Raw genomic sequence first — 20,557 nt, forward strand, 5'->3', positions numbered from 1 at the left:
CACCACCTCCTGAAGTTTGCCAACAAGGCCTATACTGAGAAAAAGGAACGGGGGGAGCCAGGAATGAAAATTACGCGTACTGTGTTAAAGCGCGCGGTCGATGCCGGAATTCTCGATGAAAAACAGGCACTAAAGCTTGCCGATTTTCTCGCGAGTCAACCCGAAGCCGGTGTGGCCTTTAATCTCACCAACGTCCTCTACTATCTCGGGGGAATGCTTGCCATAGGTGCCATGACGCTTTTTATGAATCTTGGCTGGGAGCTTTTTGGCGGGTTTGGCATTTTTTTTCTTGCGATGCTCTACGGGGTCGCGGGGCTTTTACTGGCGGCGCGGTTTCGGCGCATGGGGGAAGTCATACCGGCCGGTATTGCCGCTACATTTGTCGTGGCCCTGACCCCGCTTGCCATCTACGGCCTGCAAAAAGGCATGGGATGGTGGCCCGATGACAGCACCTACCGTGAATACTATTCCGTGATTCAATGGCACTGGATTTTCCTCGAGCTTGGCACGCTGGCGGTGGGATGTGTACTGGCTTTTTTTTGGCGTTATCCTTTTATGGTGATGCCCATCAGTTTTACGCTCTGGTATTTTTCCATGGATGTGGTTTCCATGCTCTCAGGTGGCACGCCATCCATCGAGCTTGCCGCAAACGTCTCGCTCTGGTTTGGGCTTGGCATGCTCTTTATCGCGCTATATGTCGATATTCGTTCGCGCGCGAGCGGTGATTACGCGTTCTGGCTGTATCTTTTTGGCGTACTAACGTTCTGGACCGGCCTCAGCCTGCAGGATTCGAGCGGGGAGTGGTCAAAATTCCTGTATTTTTGCATTAACCTTTTGCTTATTGGTGCGGGTGTGGTACTCGTGCGTCGGGTATTTGTCGTGTTTGGCGCGCTGGGGGCGATGTTTTATCTGCAGCATCTCGCCTCCATGGTGTTTGCCGACAGCATCTGGTTTCCGGTTATCTTAACCCTAATGGGATTTGGCATTATTACTCTTGGGCTGTGGTGGCAAAAACACGAGGCGGCCATTACCGAAAAAGCCCAGTCCTTTCTGCCGGCGGCCGTGCGAGAACTCCTGCGCTCGCGTGGCAGCCTGAATTAGGACACGCCCTGGGACACGCCCCTGGGCTTCTGACAAAATCTGCCATCTCCACTTGCCGCAAGGGGCGGGGCGAGTGCTATAGTGAGCACTTTGAAAGTTTCAGGAGCCGCAACATGGGGAATTGGAAAAGTCTTGGTGATATTCGGCGCGAATATGGCCTTTTAAGCCTTGATGAACAAGAGGCTGGCAAGAATCCCATCGCGCTTTTTAAGCGCTGGTTTGAAGATGCCCTCGCCGTTGAGCGTAATGATCCCACCGCCATGGTGCTCTCCACGGTCGATGCAAAAGGCTACCCGGACTCCCGTGTGGTTCTGCTGAAAGGGGTCGAAGAAGACGCATTTGTCTTTTTTACCAATTACCAGAGCACAAAGGCCATGCAGATTCAGGATAATCCGTATGTCGCTCTCAATTTTTACTGGGCTGAAAAAGCGCGTCAGATTCGTGTGCGCGGGCGCGTAAAACGCACAACCGCCGCGCGTTCTGACGCCTACTTTGCCTCGCGTCCGCAAAAGAGTCAGCTCGGAGCGCTTGCCTCGCCGCAAAGCCGCGAAATTGTTGACAGAGCGGTATTGGAACATGCCCTGAACGACCTGATAGCACAGTATGGTCAGGAGCCGGTGGTACGCCCAAGTCACTGGGGGGGTTATATGGTATTGCCGGATGAGATGGAGTTCTGGCAGGGACGTGATAACCGCCTGCACGACCGGTTATTTTATTTTCGTGAGCGCGGAGAGTGGAACGTACGCCGACTGGCTCCGTGAACGACCTGATTTAATCTTCTGATCTGTGTGCGGGACATTTTTTCCGCGCCGGGGGATTCACATGTATTTTTGTACCGTGATCAGGCTTAATCGTTCCATGCGTTGGCTCCGTGCCATATCCCGAATGGGTCCCCGCCTGCGCGGGGAAGACAGTGTGAGAGAGATTTTGGCCTCTGCACACACCCCGAATCCTGTCATTCCCGCGCAGGCGGGAACCCATCCATGTGCCGGCACGGGGCTAACTCCAGCATGAGCTCTGGGAAGACAACGATTTTTTGTCCCGTACATAGCCTTCTGATGTTTATGAGTTTTAACAGGCCGAGCTGTAAAGTCCGGCAAAAATCCCCCGAAAAAAACACTTTTCCCGCCTTTTTTATCACCCAGGTACGATAAATGCATGAAGACAACTGAAACATCCTTAATGGCAATCACGGATGTCTGAAAATTGTCAAAAATGTGTAAATTATTGGGCAAACAGGCATTGAAACAGAGCCTGAAAGTAAAATTAAAACACACACTACTCACTCGTGCCGCAGGGCGTCACGGGGGGAAGGTGAGGGGAGAACCAATCATGAATACTGGAATGAATGTGTTGCCGGATGTGCGTTTGCGCTTTCACATTGAACACCCGGCACTGGAAGACTGCTACCGTGATGGGTATGAGGCAGGCATGGGGGATGTCCGGGAAGAAGATAATCCCTACGAGGCAGATACCGTTGAGCACGCGCACTGGCAGGAAGGCTGGTGGGCAGGCTTCTACGGGGAAGAGCCCCTGTATGCGCTCGATGGCATTGATGCGCACGCAGAGGGTGCTGAGGCTGCCAACGAGGAAACTTTCGGCGGTTTTGGAACCGGCATTGCCGGCACCATCCTTAAATATACTGGTGAAATTGTGGCGCTGGCCGTACTTGGGTACCAGGTATTTGAACTGGTCGCCTAAGCTTGAAAAAATTTCAGTACTATGCCTTTCATGCGCGCGATTTCCGCGGGGCTGAACACCTTCCCATGCGGGGTACTGGGGTCCAGGCACACATGCACCTGGTCCCCAATCCCTTTTAACAAATCCACACCACTCAGGCGCAGGATAGAAATCTCTGCTGCAATTTCTATCGCCCATGCGTCCAGATACTCCATGGAGGTAAATACCGGCAGAAAGTGTTCGTTGTTTTCCGTGAGAAAAAGGACTTCTGGGGCATCCGGTGCGCTTTCACGGCGAATGGGGATGATAAAGTTCGCTTTGGTGAATTCAAGGTAGGCGCGGTTTGCGGCAACGGATTCACCGTTGGCGTCAAGGGCATCGAGAATAGCGCGTTCCAGAGAGGACATGGCAAAATTCCGGGTAAAACCGCCATTGTACATGAGGCAGGTGTCTGATGACAGTCTCGTGATTTCGCGCTACTATTTGCAAAACGTAATTTTCTCGGAGTGTTCATGACTTTTGTCGTCACCGAAAACTGCATTCGCTGCAAGTACATGGATTGTGTCGAGGTCTGTCCGGTAGACTGTTTCTATGAAGGGCCGAATTTTCTGGTCATTCATCCGGATGAGTGCATTGACTGCGCCCTGTGCGAGCCGGAGTGTCCGGTGGAGGCCATTAAATCGCAGGATGACCTCAGTGATTCGGAACAGGTTTTTCTGACGCTGAACGCCGAACTTTCAGCCACCTGGCCGAACATCACCGCAAAAAAAGAATCTCCCGCAGACGCAAAATCCTGGGAAGGCGTTGCCGGCAAGCTTGAACACCTGCAAAAGACGTGGGACGAGTAACGCCCTCGCTCGAGACGCTTACCGAAGATTGTGAGCGCCTCTTTGCGGAAAACGGCAGGCTCTCAACAGCCATTCCCGGTTTCGTAGCGCGCCCCGGCCAGAAAGCACTGGCGCTCGCGGTGGCAGAGTCCATCGAGAAGCAGGATACCCTTGTTGCTGAAGCCGGAACTGGCACCGGCAAGACCTTTGCCTATCTGGTTCCGGCTTTGCTGAGCGGTCAAAAGACCGTTATTTCCACCGCTACCAAAACCCTGCAGGACCAGCTCTTTTCCAAAGATTTGCCCCTGCTGCTGCGGGCGCTCGGGATGAGTTCCAGCGTGCAAAATCTAAAGGGGCGTGCCAATTATCTTTGTCTGTATCGCATTGCACTTCACAAAAGTTCCGGGCGTTTTGGCAGCCGTAATGTCGCTTCTGAAGTTGCTTTTGTGAGCGAACAGGTGGCGCGCCTTGTGGTGGGAGAGCGTGGTGAGTTACCTGAAATCGCTGAGGATTCACCGGTCTGGCCCTGGGTCACCTCTACCACAGAAAACTGCCTTGGCAGCGAATGTCCGCATTTTAATGACTGTTTTCTTGTGAAGGCGCGTCGGCGTGCGTTGAAAGCAGATGTGGTGGTCATCAATCATCACCTCTTTTTTGCCGATGCCGAACTGCGCGCGGGTGGTTTTGGCGAACTTTTGCCAGGCGCTTCGGCCATTATTTTTGATGAGGCGCACCAGCTTCCGGAGGTGGCGAGCCACTTTCAGGGAGAGCGTCTTGGTACGCGTCAGGTGCGAGGGCTTTTTGACGATATTCTCCGGGAATGGCCGGTGCTGGATGCGCCCAATCATCCGCTGCAGGCGCTTAAAACAGAACTTCTAGACACCGTGGATGCCCTGCAGGATGCGCTCCGACAGGGTGAGGAAAAAATCGATTTTCAAGAGGCCTTAAAAAGAAATGGGGTGTCAGAAAGTCTTCAGCTCTTAAAGGACATACTCGAGCGCATGCACGCCTGTATGTCTGAGGCAGGTGGCGAGGATGCTCCGGGTTTTTTGCGCACGCGCGAGCGTCTTGAGGCCTTGCAGGCCACACTTTCGCGCTTTCTCGCACCTGATAATGACGCGATTCGCTGGGTGGAGCGTCTGCGGGAGTCGGTGGTGCTGCATGCGACTGCCGCCTGTGGTGCAAGGGGCATTCAGGAGACGTTCTCGCGTTTTCATGCGGCCTTTGTCTTTACCTCGGCAACCCTTGCCGTTTCCGGCAATTTTGAGAATTTTCTTCATAAGATGGGAATGCAGCAGGTAAAAACCGGTGTGTATCCGAGTCCTTTTGATTATCAGTCACAGGCGATGCTCTATTTGCCGCGTGCGCTGCCAGACCCAAAGCACCGTACCTTTGGCGAGCGGCTTGTGGAGCGAACGCTGCCGCTCGTTGAAGCGCTTTCCGGGCGCAGTTTTTATCTTTTCACGAGCCACCGCGCTCTGTCAGAAGCGGCAGCCATCCTGCGAACCCGCCTGAAACTGCCGCTTCTGGTGCAGGGGGAAGAGTCTAAGCCCATTTTACTTGAACGTTTTCGTGCGTATGGCAATGCGGTACTTTTAGGAACCGCAACCTTCTGGGAAGGCGTTGATGTGCGCGGAGAGGCGCTTTCCTGTGTTATCATCGACAAATTGCCGTTTGCAAGTCCCGCGTGTCCCGTGATGCGCGGAAAAATGGCGCGCGTTCGGGCGCAGAATCTGTCACCGTTTGATACACTGGCGTTGCCGGAGGCCATCATTGCCCTCAAACAAGGGGTGGGGCGCCTGATTCGTGATGTAACGGACAGAGGCGTGCTCGTCATTGCCGACCCCCGTCTTGCCGCCCGCGACTACGGTCGGCTTATTTTTGACAGCCTTCCCGACATGCCCAAAACCCGGGATGCGGCAAGGGTGTTGCGTTTTATTAACGAAGTGGTGTTGTCACAGAATGAAACTGCTTGCGATTGAAACCTCGACGTCCTGCGCCTCAGTAGCGCTCACCTGCGGGGGCGCGTGTTATGTTGATACCCGAGAGGGGGTCGCTGAGCATGCCCGCTTTCTGCTGCCGATGGTGGAGCGCCTGCTGCAGGAGGCGGACATGCGTCTTGAGACGCTTGATGGGATTGTATTTGGTCAAGGCCCTGGCAGTTTTACCGGGATTCGCATTGCCTGCGCAGTCGCAAAGGGGCTCGCATTTGCCGCAGATGTTCCGCTTTATCCGGTGAGTACGCTCCGTGCCATGGCAGGTTGTGTGGACACTCCAACACTGGTGCTGCTTGATGCGCGCATGAATCAGCTTTACTGGGCGGTTGCGGGTTTGCCGCAGCAGGCCTTCAGGGAGCAGGTTTCCAATGCAGAAAACATTAACGTCGCGGGAGAGATGCCACTTGAAGTCGTGGGGTTTGGGTTTGAGCCCTACCGTGACGCGCTCGCGCCCGCGTTGCGAGCACGTATTCTGTCCGAGTGCTCAAGGCGGCCCGATGCTGAATTATTGATTGCGCGTGTTCGAGAGGGAGAGGTTATGCCTGTCAGTGCGGCTGAAGCCCTGCCCGTTTATATTCGTGACAACGTGACTCATGGAGCAAAAAATGGATAAACGTTTACTGGAATTACTGGTCTGCCCTTTATGTAAAGGGCGTCTTTTGCTGAAGAAGGATGAGCTGATTTGCCGCTTCGACCGCCTTGCCTATCCGGTGCGTGATGGCATTCCGGTGATGCTTGAAAATGAAGCGCGGGTGATTTCGCTCGAGGAAAAAGACGCGCTTGCGTGAAATAGCAGCAATGATTCATTGGGCCTTGTGGCAACAGGTTGTGTACACATCACGCCGTAGCCTGCTCTGATAAGCGCGGGATTAGGATGCGTGAAAAAGACATCCGGCCTTTGGGGATACCCGATGCCGGGCTTCGCCATGCTCAGCCCAGCCTACCGCACAATTGTAAATAATCAGCACAATGCCGTAGCCTGCGCTGATAAGCGCGGGACAGGATGCGCGAAAAAAATCCGGCCAACGGCGATACCCGATGCCGGGCTTCGCGGCACTCAGCCCAGCCCACCGCAAAATTGTAAATAATTAGCACAAAGCCGTAGCCTGCGCTGATAAGCGCGGGACAGGATGCGCGAAAAAAATCCGGCCAACGGCGATACCCGATGCCGGGCTTCGCGGCACTCAGCCCAGCTTTGTGTCTTGAAAGTGTGGTATCGGAGCCCGGACTGATAAGCCCAGGAATGGATGCATGATAAGTGATTGTTTAAGCCTCAGTCTACAAACTGAAAATAGCTCTCGCCTTCCTGAATCATCCCAAGCTCGCTGCGAGCCTGTTCTTCAAGCGCCTGCTCGCCGCGTTTCAGCTCGAGAATATCCGCTTCTGCCGCACGATTTCTCGCGGCCTGTCGCTCATTTTCTGCCTCAAGCACGTCAAGGCGCTCTTCAAGGGCGAGACATTCCCGCACGTTGCCATCGCCAAACCACAGTTTATACTGCAGGCCTAAGAGAAGCAGGATAAGCAGGGCGAAGACCGTTTTCATGGGCATGCTGGCAGGGATAAGATATTCTTAGTTTGCCATGAATTGAGGGGTTGAGCCAGCAGTTGGCTCAGGAAGTTTCTGGGTGGCATGAAGCTTTGAATGGCTCTCACTTAAGATACGGTCGATGCGGCTTTTAAAAATCCCAAGCTCCGGATGGTCTTCATAGAGTGCTTTCAGGCGTGCGCCCCCTCCCTGAAGTAATTTTTGCAGCGCTTGCGGGTCATCTCCCTTATTGTTGTAATCGAGCCCTCGCGCTTCCTTGGCAAGTGTTTTTGCAATGGCTTCTTTTTCAGGCGAGATAAATGCCGGGCAGGGAAGGCCAATGGAGTTAAGCACACTGCCGACGCCGCTCCAGAAGCGGTTGCTCTTCATATACCCCTCGAGCTTTTCGGCCAGTTCCTGGGCGTGGGTTTTTCGAGCAATCGGCGTGGTCCTGAAATATCGTGCGCCCAATAATTCGGGTCCGTTAATTTCTTTCATGCAGTTCTCAAGCGTTCGGAGGCCCTCTACCGGTGTTTGTGTGCGAACGGCATTAAGCGAATTAGAAATTTTCGCGAAGGCGCGGTCATTTTCCGGCGTTTTATCCTTGCAGTGATAATGGTATGCATTTACTTTTGACTGCAGGTTCTGGCGCAGTCGCTCAAAATCACTGGCGTTTTGTGGCATGCCAATGGGAACAGGATCTCCCCCACCTGCAATACCCCGGGGTGGGGGCAAATGCGGCTGATTCTCAGGATCCGGGTGTTTTGAAAAATGGCGCAGAAACCTGTCTCGGTACCCCGCCTCAAGGTGATGCAGTTCTTTTCGCACCTCTTCTTCAGTTGCTTTTTTGTGATTACCCTCAAAAAACCATGAAAAAGTCTTTGGATAATGTTCCTTGAAAAGTCCCCGATGCTCCTGATTCACAAACAGTTCCGGGTCCTTGACATAATCGCCATGCTGCGCAAGTACGGTACGGGGGTTTAAACGCTTTCCACGGGCATACACCCATTCATTTTCTCGCATTTCATTATAGAGCTGCAGTCGTTCTTCGGGTGTTTTAGGAAGGAGGTTTTCCGGATGGCTGACGGCCTCATAAATCCCCTTGCGATTCAGGCGGCAGATTGTCGGTGTAACCTCCTTGCCGATAGACCCTGTTTCCCGGCAAAAATCAAGATAACGCGCCATGATTAATTTTGGTGCCTGATTGAGCTGTTCACGCTCATCAAGCTGCATGCCCGCACTGTGCTTGCCATACCATGGCATCATGGTCACGCGCGTTGTTTCAGGATTGGCAATGACATAGCGTCCGGCATGCTGCGGGTCAAATCCAGGACGGTACTCATGCAGCATGAGTGCCGCCTCCATTCTGTTGACGTTCGGAGGAATATGCCATGAATCAGGATCATCGCGTCGCCCGGGGCCTGGAACGGGGTCTATGAGAAAAAGATTGACCTTCAGTTCAGGATACAGTCGATTCAGGACATTGGCCATGCGCACGCACGCATCGGCCCCTCGGCTGAAACCCTGAAGATTGACGGTATCAAGGCCTGGGTTATCCTGTTTCAGTTTTTCGATGTAAAGTGTCGCTTCAAGCAGCAGGTTATCAACCCCATCTCCGGTAAGTTGTCCGTCAATGGCCTGGAGCGTGTTTCGAAGCGACTCGGCAGCAGCGGGATTAACGATTTTTGTGTTTTTTCCAGCATCGTACACATAGGTTCCGGGAGTTGGGTGCTCACTGTTCGGAGTGAGTGGTGTGGAGCCAGGGCCGTCAAAAAGCCTTTTACCGAGCACTGCCGCAGTCCCCATGCTCTCATGGAACATGTTAATCGTGTCCATGTTTTTCTCACGGTGTTGGGCTGTTCCCATAAAACTCAGGCAGGCAATGTGTCCGGTCATTTTATTTTCTAAATGATTTTTATGTTTTAATTATATGCAAATAGAATGCATATTATCCAGTTTATTGACATTTTTCGCGCGAATGCCAGAATCAACGGACGCCATTTACGGAGCACCTTATGCAAAGCTTTGAGCACACTTATGAGCACGATACCAAAACCCTGCGCGCGCACGTCGCCCATTTTCCTACAGTCGATGAAGAAAAACTTCCGGCCGTGCTGATTGCCCACGACTGGAGCGGGCGAAATGATTTCGCGCGCGAAAAAGCCGAACAGCTTGCGGCACTCGGCTTTGTGGGTTTTGCGCTTGACATGTATGGCGAGGGGCAAACGGCTGAGGCCGTGGAAGATAAAATGGCACTCATGCAGCCGCTGTTAAACGACCGAGCACTTTTGACAGCACGCATGCAGGCAAGTCTTCGAGCCGTGCGTGAACTGCCTTTTGTCGATGCAGAGCGCATCGCTGTTATCGGCTTTTGTTTTGGCGGATTGTGTGCGCTTGATTTAGCGCGAAGCAGTGCGGATGTGGCGGGTGTCGTCAGCTTCCATGGCCTGCTCCATAAACCTCAAAACCTGCCGGTGCGCCCGATAACGGCAAAAGTACTTGCCTTCCACGGCTATGACGACCCTATGGTACGCCCAGAGGATGTTGTTGCGTTTTGCGAGGAAATGACCGAAGCAGGTGCTGACTGGCAGATGCACATGTATGGGAACACACGCCATTCGTTCATGAACCCGCTCGCACACAATGAAGAGATGGGGACGGTCTACAGCGAGGCGGCAGAGCGGCGCTCACTGGCGGGGCTTGTTTACTTCCTGCGCGAGCTGTTTGCCTCTTGAAGGTACCCGCGGTATAGTGAAGCGCCATTTATAACGGAGAGAAACATGTCAGGAAAGTTTACCCAGATTACACAGGACATCAGCACGCAGCTTGGCAAAATGCGAAAAGAAATGCCCGAAGTCATGGCCGGATTTTCCGCATTGTCCCAGGCCGCCACTAAAGACGGCGCGCTTGATAAAAAGACCAAGGAACTCATAGCCATGGCACTTGCCGTAGCCAACCGCTGCCCCGGCTGCATCGGGTTTCATTCCCAGGCGCTTGTTAAACTGCAGACAAAGCGGGAAGAGCTCCTTGAAACACTCGGGATGGCGGTTTACATGGGCGGTGGTCCGTCTTTAATGTATGCGGCTGAGGCGCTTGAAGCGTTTGAAGAATTCAGCCGCTGATAAAATTCCCTCGTTGACAAAAAAGGCGCATAATAGCGCCTTTTGATTGAGTGAAAAAACACCATGAAGCACATTGTCGAGCAGATTCTGTCAGAAGCCCTTTCGTCCCTGCAGCAGGCAGGCAGCCTTCCCGCGTCACTGTCGCTGGACGTTGCTCGCGTTGAACACGCCCGTGATGAAGGGCATGGCGACTTTGCGACTAATGTGGCCATGGTGCTCGCCAAACCCTGTGGCAGGCCACCACGTGAACTCGCGCAACTGCTGATTGATAATCTGCCGATACACCCTGATGTGTTGCGTGTGGAAATCGCAGGCCCCGGTTTTATCAATTTCTTCCTGCGAAAGGGCGCAAGTGCACAGGTGGTGGCGCGCGTGCTGCGCGAAGGCGAGGCGTTCGGGCACAGTCGTCTCGGACAGGGGCAGCGGGTTCTTATTGAGTATGTATCGGCCAACCCCACCGGTCCGCTGCACGTGGGGCATGGTCGGGGGGCGGCTTTTGGAGCGACGCTTGCGAACCTGCTTTCAGTGGCGGGCTTTGATGTCTCGCGTGAATATTATGTCAATGATGCCGGCCGCCAGATGAACATTCTCGCTGTCAGTGTCTGGCTGCGATACCTCGAGTTTTGCGGTGAGCCCGTGGTCTTTCCTGCCAACGGCTACCGAGGGGATTATGTCATTGATATCGCCCGTGACGTGCATGCCCGCGAAGGGGATGTCTGGGTGCGTCCATGGGCGGATGTATCAGCCACTCTCCCGCCCGATGAACCTGAAGGCGGCGACCGGGAGCTTTATATCGATGCGATGATAACGCGCGCGCGCGAACTTTTAGGCTCTGCTGGGTTTGCAGGTTTTCACGCGAGCGCCTTAAACAGTGTTCTTGGAGATATCCGGGATGATCTTGAGGGCTTCGGGGTTCATTATGACACCTGGTTTTCCGAGCAGTCGCTCGAAGAAGACGGTTCCATTGAGCAGGGCATTCAGGCGCTGGTTGCTGGAGGTCACACCTATGAATCCGAGGGCGCGCTCTGGTTCAAAGCGACCGATTTTGGCGATGAAAAAGACCGCGTTCTGGTGCGTGCCAATGGCGTAACCACCTATTTCGCCTCCGATGTCGCGTATCACTGGAACAAATACAACCGCGGATTTGACCGCGTTATTGATGTGTTTGGTGCTGACCACCATGGCTACCTCACGCGTATCCGTGCTGCCGTAACGGCGCTCGGTAAAGATGCTTCGGCCCTTGACGTGCTGCTCGTTCAGTTTGCCATTCTCTACCGTGATGGTGCGCGTGTGCAGATGTCAACCCGCAGCGGCTCGTTTGTGACCCTTCGCGAGCTGCGCGAAGAAGTCGGGAATGACGCGGCGCGCTTTTTTTATGTGATGCGTAAACCCGAACAGCACATGGACTTTGACCTTGACCTCGCCAAATCCGAGTCTAATGATAATCCTGTGTATTATATTCAGTACGCGCATGCCCGTATCTGCAGTGTGCTGCGCCAGCTTAAAGAACGCGGACTCTCGCACAGTGACACTCTCGGGCTTGCAAACCTTGAGCGTTTGACCGAGCCACAGGAAGCGACCCTCCTCACGCTGCTTGGACGTTATCCCGAAGTGATTGAAGAAGCTGCACGTTCCTGTGAACCGCATCAGCTGGTGTATTACCTGCGCGAACTCGCGAATGGCCTGCACTCCTGTTACAATGCCGTCACGCTCCTCTGTGAGGACGAGACGCTGCGTGCCGCGCGTCTGTGCCTGTTGAAAGCGGTTCAGCAGGTGTTGCACAATGGATTAACCATAACCGGTGTATCGGCGCCAGAGAGTATGTAATGGCAAGGGATTATGACAGAAGAAAACCCGCAAGGCGGACCGCCAGCGCACCTGGCCGCTTTTTTGGCTGGCTTGCGGCTTTTCTTGGTGGCTATCTGACGGCAACCGTATTTGATGTGGCAAGTCTCAGTGGCTGGGTGAATAAACAGCTGCTGCATGACGCGCCCCAGCCGGTGATGCATGAAGCGAGAGCCACCGCAGCACCCAAACCTAAATTCGAATTTTATACGCTGCTGGCGCGTGGACAGACGGTGCTGCCCAGGGTGCCCGCATCATCGTCCTCACCATCAAGGCCCGCTCCGACACCGCAGCCGCAGGTACCTGTTCAGGCAGCTCCAAAACCTGCAGCCCCCATTGCCCTTGAAGTGGCTAAAGTGTCTCCAGCGCCCGCGCGCCAGGTGCCTGTGGTCGAGAGCCGCCCCGTAGTGCCGCCGCCTGTAGCACCTGCTGCCGCTTCCGGAACGTATGTGGTGCAGCTCGCTGCATTTCGTAACCGCCAGGATGCTGAACGCCTCAAGGCTTCGCTGACGCTTCGTGGCATGCAGGCCAGCGTGACCGGTGTGACACAGCAGAATGTCACCTGGTTTCGTGTTGTAATCGGCCCCTATGCCAGCCGCGATTTAGCCATGCGCGCACAGAATGCCGCTTTTCAGACGGAAAAAGTCCGCGGCATGGTGCGCCGCGCTGATGCTTAAGTCTAACGGTCAATGCAAACCCGAACATCCCGCGCATTTCTGATGGCTGTGGGTTTGCTGACCGCAACAACGACCCGGATATCGCCTGCCACACGCCGCACGCACTCGACCACCGTTTCAGCAACCGTTTCAATCAGATGATACGTGCCCTTCGCGAGTGTTTCAGTGACAGTTTCAGCGACTGCCGCGTAATCAACGGTGCGTGCAATATCATCCCCAAGGTTATTAAGCGTTGTGTGCATGCAGATATCAATCAATAGAGGCTGCAGGATGCGCTGCTCCCATGCATGTACGCCAATACGCGTGGATACGGCAAGACCGTTAATTTCAATAGTGTCCATGATGTCTCCTTTCAATATGGGCAGAGCATACCATAATGCAGGCTATTTTTTTGAGCCCGCAAGAGAACTGCTGAATCCCCGTAAAATTTGCGCTACCATGGGCTCAGGACTATGGAGAGGATGCGCATGGATAACAAAGATGATGTAAAGCGAAAATACAAAGGACATATTGTGCTGACCTCCCACCCGTCACAGCATGCGGTGGCGCCCCGGCCCATACACTGGGGTGAAAGCACGCCTTTGGCGCGGGGGCCGGTGATTGCATCGCTGACCAACCCGAAACATCGGAATGCCGTTGGTACGCACTACGGTGCCTATTCTGTCTATCGTGCACTGGCGGTTGCGGCGGGCGTACTGAATCCTGATCATAAACCCGACTTAACCAATACAACGCCACCCGTACAGATTGGTCCGCATCCGCAATGGAGCATGCCCGGTAAAATCGTGTCACTTGACCCTTTCGGACACATGGTGGCGCAGGTTTTTGCCGATGACATAAACGCGGGCTTTGACATCCGCCCAAGCATTGCCGTAACAAAGGCGCACATCAATATTCCTGAGCTTAAGGATGCGCTGCAAAAGGGGCGACTGAAACCGGACGGGCATATTCTTCAGGCATCGGGGGATGTTGTGGTTACCAAGGCCGCCATTGAGCCGGTATGGCATCTCCCGGGCATTGCCGAGCGTTTTGGGGTTGAGGAGGCGGATTTGCGCCGCATTCTTTTTGAACAGACCGCGGGCATGTTTCCTGAGCTCGTAACGCGTCCAGATCTGGAGGTTTTTCTTCCTCCCATTGGTGGCATGACACTCTATTTCTTTGGGGATGTCTCTACCATTCATAACCCCGATATCGAACTGTCCTGCCGGATTCACGATGAATGCAACGGTTCTGACGTTTTTGGCTCCGACATCTGTACCTGCAGACCCTATCTGACCCATGGGATTGAGCTTTGTGTGGAATCGGCACAGCGCGGCGGCTGCGGACTGATTGTCTATAACCGCAAGGAAGGGCGTGCGCTTGGCGAAGTGACGAAGTTTCTCGTGTATAACGCCCGCAAACGCCAGCAGGGCGGTGATACGGCGGCGCACTATTTTGAGCGCACGGAGTGTGTGGCCGGCGTGCAGGACATGCGTTTTCAGGAGTTGTCTTCAGATGTGCTTCACTGGCTCGGCATTACCCGCATTCACCGTTTTGTTTCGATGTCCAACATGAAGTATGACGCGCTGTTACGCGGAGGGATTGAGGTGCGTGAACGGGTCGGCATTCCCGATGAACTGATTCCGTCTGATGCCAGGGTGGAGATGGACGCCAAACGCGCGGCCGGCTATTTTTCACCGGAAGGGGTGCCGGGGAATGAGGAGCTTGCCAAACCCAAAGGACGCAATCTCCATGAATAATGTCCATACCGAAACCGAACCGCTTAAACACCTTGAAACGGTGCGCAGGCGTGCACATGCCATGCTGGCGCTCGCGCGGGAAGGGGCACTTGCACATTTTGAGTACCACGATGAAAAACGCCTGCCGACCGCGCTTTTTGTAGCGGAAGTCACCAAAACGCGCTATCCGACGCTTGAAGTTCCACCGCATACGCGCTGGCGGCATTTTGAGATGGCGGGTATTGACCGCATTGCCCCCCTTTGCGCCGGGATGTCGGCCCGCGATCGTGGAAGGATGCTCACAGAAATCGCCCTTATCAGTGTGTTACTCGATGCTGGTGCCGGCAAGGACTGGTCGTTCATGGAAGCAGAGTCTGGCATGCGCTATTCCCGTTCGGAAGGACTGGCGCTTGCCGCACTGAAACTTTTCAAAAGTGGCCATTTGAGCAGCGAGCCCGGCTTGGTGCTGCAGGCGGATGCGAAAGCCCTGCAGGCCCTTGATGCTAATACGCTTGCAGAGGTGTTTCAGGTGAGTGACACGAACCCGCTCACGGGGCTTGAAGGACGCGCCGCACTGTTAAGGCGTCTTGGCGCGCGCATAGAGGCGGCACCTGAATATTTCGGAAGCGGCGGGCGCGCTGGTGGGCTTTTTGACGTTTTGTCAGAGAAAGCGGATACGGGCAGGTTGTCGGTAAAGGTACTTTTTCGCACTCTGCTTGATGCCCTCGCTCCCATTTGGCCGGCGCGCCTTCAGTATGCAGGAGAGTCCCTCGGGGATGTCTGGACCCATAAAGCCCTTCAAAGTGCCGACCCGCTCAGTGCGTTTGTCCCTTTTCACAAACTGACGCAATGGCTGACGGGGACGATGGTTGAAGCGCTCGAACACGCACACATTACCGTGCTGGATACCGAGTGCCTGACGGGGCTTGCTGAATACCGAAACGGTGGCCTGTTTCTCGACACTGGACTGTTAACGCTTCGGGATAAAGCAGCTCAAGCCCGCGTCTATTGCCCAGAGGATGAACTGGTGGTGGAGTGGCGTGCGCTGACGGTCGCACTTCTTGATGAGGTGGCTGAAAGCGTGCGCGAAGTGCTTGGTAAAACATCGGATGAACTGCCACTGCCGGCGGTATTGCAGGGGGGGACCTGGGAGGCCGGGCGGCGCATTGCACGTCAGATGCGCCCCGATGGCACGCCGCCCCTGCAGGTTATCAGTGATGGAACCCTTTTCTAATAGACTGGAGTTAATATGACGAATTCGCAGGTTGTGGAAATCAACCACCCATTGATAGCGCACAAACTGACCCTGATGCGTCTCAAAGAAACCAGCAGTGGCAAGTTTCGCACGCTCCTGCACGAGATCAGCCTGCTGCTGACCTATGAGGTTACGCGCGATTTACCGTTACACTATGAAATCATCGAAACCCCGCTCGCCACGATGAAGGCGCCGGTTCTGCAGGGTAAAAAAATTGCCTTTGTTTCCATTCTGCGTGCCGGTAACGGTCTGCTTGAAGGGATGCTGCAGCTCATTCCCTCAGCGCGTGTCGGGCATATTGGTCTGTATCGCGACCCTAAAACGCTGATGGCGGTGGAGTATTATTTCAAGTTGCCAGAACACCTTGAAGACCGCGATGTGATTGTGGTTGACCCCATGCTTGCCACTGGACACACCGCGATTGCCGCGGTCAGCCGCTTGAAGGAAGTCAATCCGAAATCCATTCGTTTTCTTTGCCTTCTGGCTTCACCTGAAGGCTTGGCGGCGTTTCATGGAGAGCACCCCGATGTCACCGTTTATACCGCCTCGATTGAAGAGCGTCTTAACGATCACGGGTATATCCTGCCAGGGCTTGGTGACGCCGGAGACAGGCTTTATGGCACAAAGCTTCGGAATTAGCCGCTCTGGCACAGTGCTCTTCCCGGGACTCGCCGCCCAGGCTACAATAACCGACTGCATTAAGCCCCGAGGAGCATCATGAGTACGGTTAACGAATCTGTTTTTATGCGCGCGCTAAAGCGCGAACCCGTTGCCCGTACGCCGGTGTGGATGATGCGCCAGGCTGGGCGCTATCTGCCTGAGTACCGTGCCACCCGTGCACAGGCAGGTGATTTTATGTCACTGTGCAAAACGCCGGAACTCGCCTGCGAAGTCACGCTTCAGCCGTTTCGCCGTTTCGCGCTGGATGCGGCAATCTTATTTTCTGATATTTTAACCATCCCCGATGCCATGGGGCTTGGGCTGCATTTTGTCGAAGGCGAAGGCCCCTGTTTTGAGCGTCCGTTAAAGAGCCTTGAGGCGATTGAAAAACTGCGTGTACCGGCACCTGAAACACTTGAATATGTCATGGACGCCGTGCGCCACATTCGCCGCGCGCTGCCTGAAGGCATTCCGCTTATTGGCTTTGCGGGCAGCCCGTGGACGCTTGCCTGCTACATGCTTGAGGGTGGGAGCAGCAAGGATTTTCGCCACGCACAAAGCCTGCTTTATCGCGAGCCACGTTCTGCGCACCTGCTTCTGCAGACGCTCGCCGAGGCGGTAACGGATTATCTCAGTAGACAGGTGGAAGCCGGCGCCAATGCGCTGATGGTGTTTGATACCTGGGGCGGCATACTCTCGCCGGAGGATTACGTGCAGTTCTCCTGCGCGTATATGCAGCGCATTGTCGAGGCTTTAAAAGAGCGCCATCCCGAGGTACCGGTTACGCTTTTTTCAAAAGGCGCTCACCAGAGTCTCGAACGGCAGGCACAAACCGGCTGTAATGCGCTGGGTATCGACTGGACGCTGCCACTGTCTGAGGCGCGAAGACGCGTTGGCAGTGAAGTGGTATTGCAGGGGAACCTTAATCCAGCCATTTTGTTAACGTCTCCTGACTGTATCCGCACGCAGGTGGAGCGTGTGCTTAAGGATTTTGGTCAGGGAGAGGGGCATATTTTTAACCTTGGCCACGGCGTTACACCCGATGTGCCGGTTGAGCATGTCGAAGCCATGATTGAAAGCGTACATGCCTTAAGCCCGCACTATCATCAATCGTTCTGAGAAAGAGACAAGGAGACAGGGAATGTTTCGTCATCTTCTGGGAAATGCGTGTATTGGCCTGCTGTTGATAGCGGCTGCTCTCCTGATTGGCATCATGGGGTATCACCATTATGAGGTGATGAGCTGGACGGACGCCTTTTTGAATGCCTCCATGATTCTCTCAGGCATGGGACCTGCCGCCACCATGATGAGCACCGGCGGCAAAATTTTTGCCGGTTGTTATGCGCTCTTTTCAGGGCTGATATTCATCGCCATCATGGCGCTGGTTTTTACCCCCATTATCCATGCGTTTTTTCGAAAAATTCACCTGGAAAGTGCACGCAACATCCATCACGGAACAACGCCGCCCTAACGGATACTGACGTTATACAACGTAGGTTTTGGCATTCGCACACGTGTCATTCCCGCGAAGGCGCTGAGGAATCCCGACATATTTTTGTACAGCGGGCCAGTTTCAACCAGCTCAGACAAGGCTTTGATGAGTTACTGAGAACTTGAAGTGCTTACAAATCCGTGATCACGTTATTTTTCGCAAAAAAAGAATCGGGATCACCCGGCGCGGGAGGCAGGGAACTATCCCTGAAAAAGCACAGTGCCAATACAGGGATGGGTTCCCGCCTGCGCGGGAATGACAGGATTCGGGGTGTGTGCAGAGGCCAAAATCTCTCCCACACTGTCTTCCCCGCGCAGGCGGGGACCCATTCAGGAGGTTGCACGGTGCCAACGCATGGTTCGGAACCCGCATGCTCGTTGTACAAAAATATGTCGGGATTCCTCAGCGTGGGAGGCAGGGAACTATCCCTGAAAAGGCACAGTGCCAATACAGGGATGGATTCCCGCCTGCGCGGGAATGACAGGATTCGGGGTGTGTGCAGAGGCCAAAATCTCTCCCACACTGTCTTCCCCGCGCAGGCGGGGACCCATTCAGGAGGTTGCACGGTGCCAACGCATGGTTCGGAACCCGCATGCTCGTTGTACAAAAATATGTCGGGATTCCTCAGCGTGGGAGGCAGGGAACTATCCCTGAAAAGGCACAGTGCCAATACAGGGATGGATTCCCGCCTTCGCGGGAATGACAGGGTTTCAGGCCTGTAGAGTGGCCAAAATCTCTCCCACACTGTCTTCCCCGCGCAGGCGGGGACCCATTCAGGAGGTTGCACGGTGCCAACGCATGGTTCGGAACCCGCATGCCCGTTGTACAAAAATATGTCGGGATTCCTCAGCGCGAAGGCGGGAATCCATCTTACAGATTGATTGAATGCCGCATTGTGTATGGTTCTCTGCCTTCGCACGAATGACAATCGTCAAAGCGCACCCGAACAAGCCAAAAATCAAAGATGGCCAAAGTCCATAGCGATTGCCTTCAATCATTTCCAAGGGTCTGGGCGCATGGAAAATGGTGTCGGTGCCGTGTTGGGGCGGTCTGCGGGAGTGGCCGCCGGGGCATCTCCTGGCGCACGCATCATCGCGCGAACCCGGCGCAGCATGTCAGAATCCGGTGCCATTCCGGCAGTAAGTTGTGACTGCATGCGGCGATGACGCAGTGCGAGCATTTCCATGAGACTGCCAAGTGGTTGGGGATTTTCAACAATGGCGCGCGGCATCGGCATGCCGGGGCGCGGCATCTGGCTCGCAATGGTGCGATAACTGTGTTCAATCGTGCCATGACGGCGGCGGGAGTCTTCCGGCGTTGGGCGTGGAACCGGTACTGGCATTGCCATGCGCGGCGCAAGGGGCGTGGAGGCCGGTGCGCTGTATTCCATGTTCGCAGGAGTAGCCGCCGGTTCTTTCATGCTTTGTTTGCGCACATCTTCACGGCTTTCGAGAATGCTTTGTCGCTGATTGAGCAGCGACTGATAATCTTCACTAAGCCGATTCACACGCATCTGGCACACTTTTTCCTGGCGCTGCAAGTCAAGTTTTGAAGTTTCAACCTGTTGCGCCACCGCACGCTTGATGGAGCGAAACTCAGGCTCGCGGGCATCAAAATTCTGCCGCGCTTCTTCACGTGCAGTTAAAGAGAGGTCTTCAAAACGGGTGTTGGCCGGCAACAGGTAGCAGGTATTACCATCCCGCACCACCTGCAGTTCAGGACGAAGAATATAGGCCGCATTGTGGGCTTCAAGGCAGGGTTCCCAATTGTGGTCGAATGCACAGCGGTTCCCGGCAACGACATCGTGCCATTCTGCAAGGTGCTGGCTCGCTATCAGATTTTGCAGCACACCGGCTGTCAGTTCGTGATTGACCGCATCTCCTCGTAACTGGAGTGCTTCGAAATGTGCCAGTGCCTGCTCGGCATGGAGCATGGCTTCCAGTCGATGCTGGGCGAGATGGGCTTCCAGAAACTGCAGGTCATCGGGCAATCCTCTCAGAATCGCATGCTCCATGTGCTGCAGCAGGAGGGTGGTTTCTTCGCCAAATATAACGAGATGCTCGCGGGAGGTGCGCAGGGCATTAAGCAGTTCCTCTTCTGCCGCCAGCGCCATCGCTTTTTCTTCTATCAGTGCATCAGCGGTTTTCAGTGCGAGGGTATAGGCGTCATCCGCTTCCATCCAGACGATTCCCCGTGCAGAGTGCGAGGAAGCGTTGGCTTCACGGATGCGCTCGGCGTTTTTCTGAAGTAAAGCATCAATCTGTTTTTGAATTTCACGGTTTAAGGCTTTGCGATGCTGAGCCCGGCTCATTTTTTTTAAGAGAAAGTGTGCCAGCAACCGATGGTAGAGCATTTTTTCATCGCGTTCGCTGATGCGATGGTGTGCCTTGATGCTGTCGATTTCATCAAGCTCACGCTCAGTTTCCGCAAGAAGCTGCTGAGCGCGCGGCATCTGCAGTAAACGTGCGAAGTCTGCGGGACTGTGAACGCCGTGACGCGCCAGAGAATAGTTAATATAGGAGTTCCATGCTCTCGCATCTATCGTTGGGTTTGGGCGCATTTTTAAGACATCAAAAGCGTGTGTCAGTCGGGTCGTCAGAGTAGGCGCGGGCATGTTCGGTTCCTGAAAGATACAGAGCAATTGAATCATTATATACC

Annotated in this window: 21 protein-coding genes; 16 read left to right on the forward strand and 5 right to left on the reverse strand. The window is 54.4% G+C overall.

Translation table 11 applies throughout. The features are described 5' to 3' along the window. The first annotated feature begins 63 nt into the window (after window positions 1–63). The 3 genes from E4T54_RS08180 (at window position 64) to E4T54_RS08190 (ending at window position 2,802) form a co-directional block, all read left to right on the forward strand. On the forward strand, window positions 64–1,101 hold the full coding sequence (locus E4T54_RS08180) for a hypothetical protein (protein ID WP_028386662.1): 1,038 nt from the start codon (window positions 64–66) through the stop codon (window positions 1,099–1,101). A gap of 113 nt (window positions 1,102–1,214) precedes the next feature. Continuing rightward, window positions 1,215–1,862, forward strand: coding sequence for a pyridoxamine 5'-phosphate oxidase (gene pdxH / locus E4T54_RS08185; RefSeq protein ID WP_028386663.1), 648 nt, complete (start codon window positions 1,215–1,217; stop codon window positions 1,860–1,862). A 571-nt stretch (window positions 1,863–2,433) separates the two neighbouring features. Continuing rightward, window positions 2,434–2,802, forward strand: coding sequence for a ribosome modulation factor (locus tag E4T54_RS08190; RefSeq protein ID WP_028386664.1), 369 nt, complete (start codon window positions 2,434–2,436; stop codon window positions 2,800–2,802). Here the strand turns inward: E4T54_RS08190 and E4T54_RS08195 are convergent. Beyond that, on the reverse strand, window positions 2,799–3,188 hold the full coding sequence (locus E4T54_RS08195; RefSeq protein WP_028386665.1) for an SseB family protein: 390 nt from the start codon (window positions 3,186–3,188) through the stop codon (window positions 2,799–2,801). The two genes, E4T54_RS08190 and E4T54_RS08195, sit on opposite strands and share 4 nt — an antisense overlap. 105 nt (window positions 3,189–3,293) lie before the next feature. On the opposite strand from E4T54_RS08195, the gene fdxA reads away from it, so the two are divergent. From fdxA to E4T54_RS08215, 4 genes are read left to right on the forward strand one after another with little or no spacing between them, the layout of a single operon-like run. Then, the gene (gene fdxA / locus E4T54_RS08200) at window positions 3,294–3,629 is read left to right on the forward strand and encodes a ferredoxin FdxA (protein WP_028386666.1); all 336 of its coding nucleotides are present in this window, start codon (window positions 3,294–3,296) and stop codon (window positions 3,627–3,629) included. Next, window positions 3,617–5,590, forward strand: a complete 1,974-nt coding sequence (gene yoaA / locus E4T54_RS08205) for a DNA repair helicase YoaA (RefSeq protein WP_028386667.1) — start codon at window positions 3,617–3,619, stop codon at window positions 5,588–5,590. Before fdxA ends, yoaA begins: the two co-directional genes overlap by 13 nt. Continuing rightward, window positions 5,571–6,218 (forward strand): tRNA (adenosine(37)-N6)-threonylcarbamoyltransferase complex dimerization subunit type 1 TsaB, encoded by a 648-nt coding sequence (gene tsaB / locus E4T54_RS08210; protein WP_028386668.1) that lies wholly within the window; start codon window positions 5,571–5,573, stop codon window positions 6,216–6,218. Before yoaA ends, tsaB begins: the two co-directional genes overlap by 20 nt. Beyond that, complete coding sequence (locus E4T54_RS08215; protein ID WP_028386669.1) at window positions 6,211–6,393, forward strand: Trm112 family protein; 183 nt, start codon at window positions 6,211–6,213, stop codon at window positions 6,391–6,393. The genes tsaB and E4T54_RS08215 overlap by 8 nt, the downstream gene beginning before the upstream one ends. A 485-nt stretch (window positions 6,394–6,878) precedes the next feature. Here the strand turns inward: E4T54_RS08215 and E4T54_RS08220 are convergent, their stop codons facing one another. Next, complete coding sequence (locus E4T54_RS08220; protein WP_028386671.1) at window positions 6,879–7,148, reverse strand: septum formation initiator family protein; 270 nt, start codon at window positions 7,146–7,148, stop codon at window positions 6,879–6,881. Window positions 7,149–7,175: 27 nt separating this feature from the next. Then, complete coding sequence (locus E4T54_RS08225; protein ID WP_028386672.1) at window positions 7,176–9,026, reverse strand: DUF5621 domain-containing protein; 1,851 nt, start codon at window positions 9,024–9,026, stop codon at window positions 7,176–7,178. Between the two features lie 119 nt (window positions 9,027–9,145). Here E4T54_RS08225 and E4T54_RS08230 point away from each other — a divergent pair, with 119 nt between their 5' ends. From E4T54_RS08230 to E4T54_RS08245, 4 genes are all read left to right on the forward strand, one after another. After that, entirely contained in the window at window positions 9,146–9,865 is a 720-nt protein-coding gene (locus E4T54_RS08230; RefSeq protein WP_028386673.1) for a dienelactone hydrolase family protein, read from the forward strand. Between the two features lie 45 nt (window positions 9,866–9,910). Next, a complete protein-coding gene (locus tag E4T54_RS08235; protein WP_028386674.1) occupies window positions 9,911–10,252 on the forward strand; it encodes a carboxymuconolactone decarboxylase family protein in 342 nt (113 codons plus the stop codon). A gap of 63 nt (window positions 10,253–10,315) precedes the next feature. Beyond that, window positions 10,316–12,079 (forward strand): arginine--tRNA ligase, encoded by a 1,764-nt coding sequence (gene argS / locus E4T54_RS08240; RefSeq protein ID WP_028386675.1) that lies wholly within the window; start codon window positions 10,316–10,318, stop codon window positions 12,077–12,079. Further along, window positions 12,079–12,774: an SPOR domain-containing protein gene (locus E4T54_RS08245; RefSeq protein WP_028386676.1), complete on the forward strand. Its 696-nt coding sequence runs from the start codon at window positions 12,079–12,081 to the stop codon at window positions 12,772–12,774. The genes argS and E4T54_RS08245 overlap by 1 nt, the downstream gene beginning before the upstream one ends. Before the next feature lie 2 nt (window positions 12,775–12,776). On the opposite strand, the gene E4T54_RS08250 is transcribed toward E4T54_RS08245, so the two are convergent. Continuing rightward, window positions 12,777–13,115 (reverse strand): dihydroneopterin aldolase, encoded by a 339-nt coding sequence (locus E4T54_RS08250; RefSeq protein WP_028386677.1) that lies wholly within the window; start codon window positions 13,113–13,115, stop codon window positions 12,777–12,779. Between the two features lie 126 nt (window positions 13,116–13,241). Here E4T54_RS08250 and E4T54_RS08255 point away from each other — a divergent pair, with 126 nt between their 5' ends. The 5 genes from E4T54_RS08255 (at window position 13,242) to E4T54_RS08275 (ending at window position 17,878) form a co-directional block, all read left to right on the forward strand. Then, the gene (locus tag E4T54_RS08255; RefSeq protein ID WP_035902627.1) at window positions 13,242–14,513 is read left to right on the forward strand and encodes a GTP cyclohydrolase II; all 1,272 of its coding nucleotides are present in this window, start codon (window positions 13,242–13,244) and stop codon (window positions 14,511–14,513) included. Next, entirely contained in the window at window positions 14,506–15,726 is a 1,221-nt protein-coding gene (locus E4T54_RS08260; RefSeq protein ID WP_028386679.1) for a DUF1688 family protein, read from the forward strand. Before E4T54_RS08255 ends, E4T54_RS08260 begins: the two co-directional genes overlap by 8 nt. Before the next feature lie 15 nt (window positions 15,727–15,741). Next, window positions 15,742–16,386 carry a uracil phosphoribosyltransferase gene (upp, locus tag E4T54_RS08265; RefSeq protein ID WP_028386680.1) on the forward strand — a complete coding sequence of 215 codons (645 nt, stop codon included), beginning with the start codon at window positions 15,742–15,744 and terminating at the stop codon, window positions 16,384–16,386. Between the two features lie 78 nt (window positions 16,387–16,464). Next, a complete protein-coding gene (gene hemE, locus E4T54_RS08270; protein WP_028386681.1) occupies window positions 16,465–17,526 on the forward strand; it encodes a uroporphyrinogen decarboxylase in 1,062 nt (353 codons plus the stop codon). Between the two features lie 22 nt (window positions 17,527–17,548). Continuing rightward, a complete protein-coding gene (locus tag E4T54_RS08275) occupies window positions 17,549–17,878 on the forward strand; it encodes a hypothetical protein (RefSeq protein WP_051550943.1) in 330 nt (109 codons plus the stop codon). A gap of 1,015 nt (window positions 17,879–18,893) precedes the next feature. Here E4T54_RS08275 and E4T54_RS08280 read toward each other — a convergent pair. Further along, window positions 18,894–20,513, reverse strand: coding sequence for a hypothetical protein (locus E4T54_RS08280; RefSeq protein WP_028387515.1), 1,620 nt, complete (start codon window positions 20,511–20,513; stop codon window positions 18,894–18,896). Between the last annotated feature and the right edge of the window lie 44 nt (window positions 20,514–20,557).

Origin of the sequence: Legionella geestiana, from assembly GCF_004571195.1 — a bacterium.
In the GTDB taxonomy this organism is placed as follows: domain Bacteria; phylum Pseudomonadota; class Gammaproteobacteria; order Legionellales; family Legionellaceae; genus Legionella_B; species Legionella_B geestiana.

What these genes read in the sequence shown, in the direction of transcription:
- fdxA (WP_028386666.1), top strand. Translation starts at nt 3,294, where the DNA reads ATGACTTTTGTCGTCACCGAAAACTGCATTCGCTGCAAGTACATGGAT.
- E4T54_RS08280 (WP_028387515.1), bottom strand. Translation starts at nt 20,513, where the DNA reads ATGCCCGCGCCTACTCTGACGACCCGACTGACACACGCTTTTGATGTC.
- E4T54_RS08245 (WP_028386676.1), top strand. Translation starts at nt 12,079, where the DNA reads ATGGCAAGGGATTATGACAGAAGAAAACCCGCAAGGCGGACCGCCAGC.
- E4T54_RS08255 (WP_035902627.1), top strand. Translation starts at nt 13,242, where the DNA reads ATGGATAACAAAGATGATGTAAAGCGAAAATACAAAGGACATATTGTG.
- argS (WP_028386675.1), top strand. Translation starts at nt 10,316, where the DNA reads ATGAAGCACATTGTCGAGCAGATTCTGTCAGAAGCCCTTTCGTCCCTG.
- E4T54_RS08230 (WP_028386673.1), top strand. Translation starts at nt 9,146, where the DNA reads ATGCAAAGCTTTGAGCACACTTATGAGCACGATACCAAAACCCTGCGC.
- pdxH (WP_028386663.1), top strand. Translation starts at nt 1,215, where the DNA reads ATGGGGAATTGGAAAAGTCTTGGTGATATTCGGCGCGAATATGGCCTT.
- E4T54_RS08215 (WP_028386669.1), top strand. Translation starts at nt 6,211, where the DNA reads ATGGATAAACGTTTACTGGAATTACTGGTCTGCCCTTTATGTAAAGGG.
- upp (WP_028386680.1), top strand. Translation starts at nt 15,742, where the DNA reads ATGACGAATTCGCAGGTTGTGGAAATCAACCACCCATTGATAGCGCAC.
- E4T54_RS08195 (WP_028386665.1), bottom strand. Translation starts at nt 3,188, where the DNA reads ATGTCCTCTCTGGAACGCGCTATTCTCGATGCCCTTGACGCCAACGGT.
- E4T54_RS08225 (WP_028386672.1), bottom strand. Translation starts at nt 9,026, where the DNA reads ATGACCGGACACATTGCCTGCCTGAGTTTTATGGGAACAGCCCAACAC.
- E4T54_RS08190 (WP_028386664.1), top strand. Translation starts at nt 2,434, where the DNA reads ATGAATACTGGAATGAATGTGTTGCCGGATGTGCGTTTGCGCTTTCAC.
- E4T54_RS08275 (WP_051550943.1), top strand. Translation starts at nt 17,549, where the DNA reads ATGTTTCGTCATCTTCTGGGAAATGCGTGTATTGGCCTGCTGTTGATA.
- E4T54_RS08235 (WP_028386674.1), top strand. Translation starts at nt 9,911, where the DNA reads ATGTCAGGAAAGTTTACCCAGATTACACAGGACATCAGCACGCAGCTT.
- E4T54_RS08250 (WP_028386677.1), bottom strand. Translation starts at nt 13,115, where the DNA reads ATGGACACTATTGAAATTAACGGTCTTGCCGTATCCACGCGTATTGGC.
- E4T54_RS08260 (WP_028386679.1), top strand. Translation starts at nt 14,506, where the DNA reads ATGAATAATGTCCATACCGAAACCGAACCGCTTAAACACCTTGAAACG.
- hemE (WP_028386681.1), top strand. Translation starts at nt 16,465, where the DNA reads ATGAGTACGGTTAACGAATCTGTTTTTATGCGCGCGCTAAAGCGCGAA.
- E4T54_RS08180 (WP_028386662.1), top strand. Translation starts at nt 64, where the DNA reads ATGAAAATTACGCGTACTGTGTTAAAGCGCGCGGTCGATGCCGGAATT.
- E4T54_RS08220 (WP_028386671.1), bottom strand. Translation starts at nt 7,148, where the DNA reads ATGAAAACGGTCTTCGCCCTGCTTATCCTGCTTCTCTTAGGCCTGCAG.
- tsaB (WP_028386668.1), top strand. Translation starts at nt 5,571, where the DNA reads ATGAAACTGCTTGCGATTGAAACCTCGACGTCCTGCGCCTCAGTAGCG.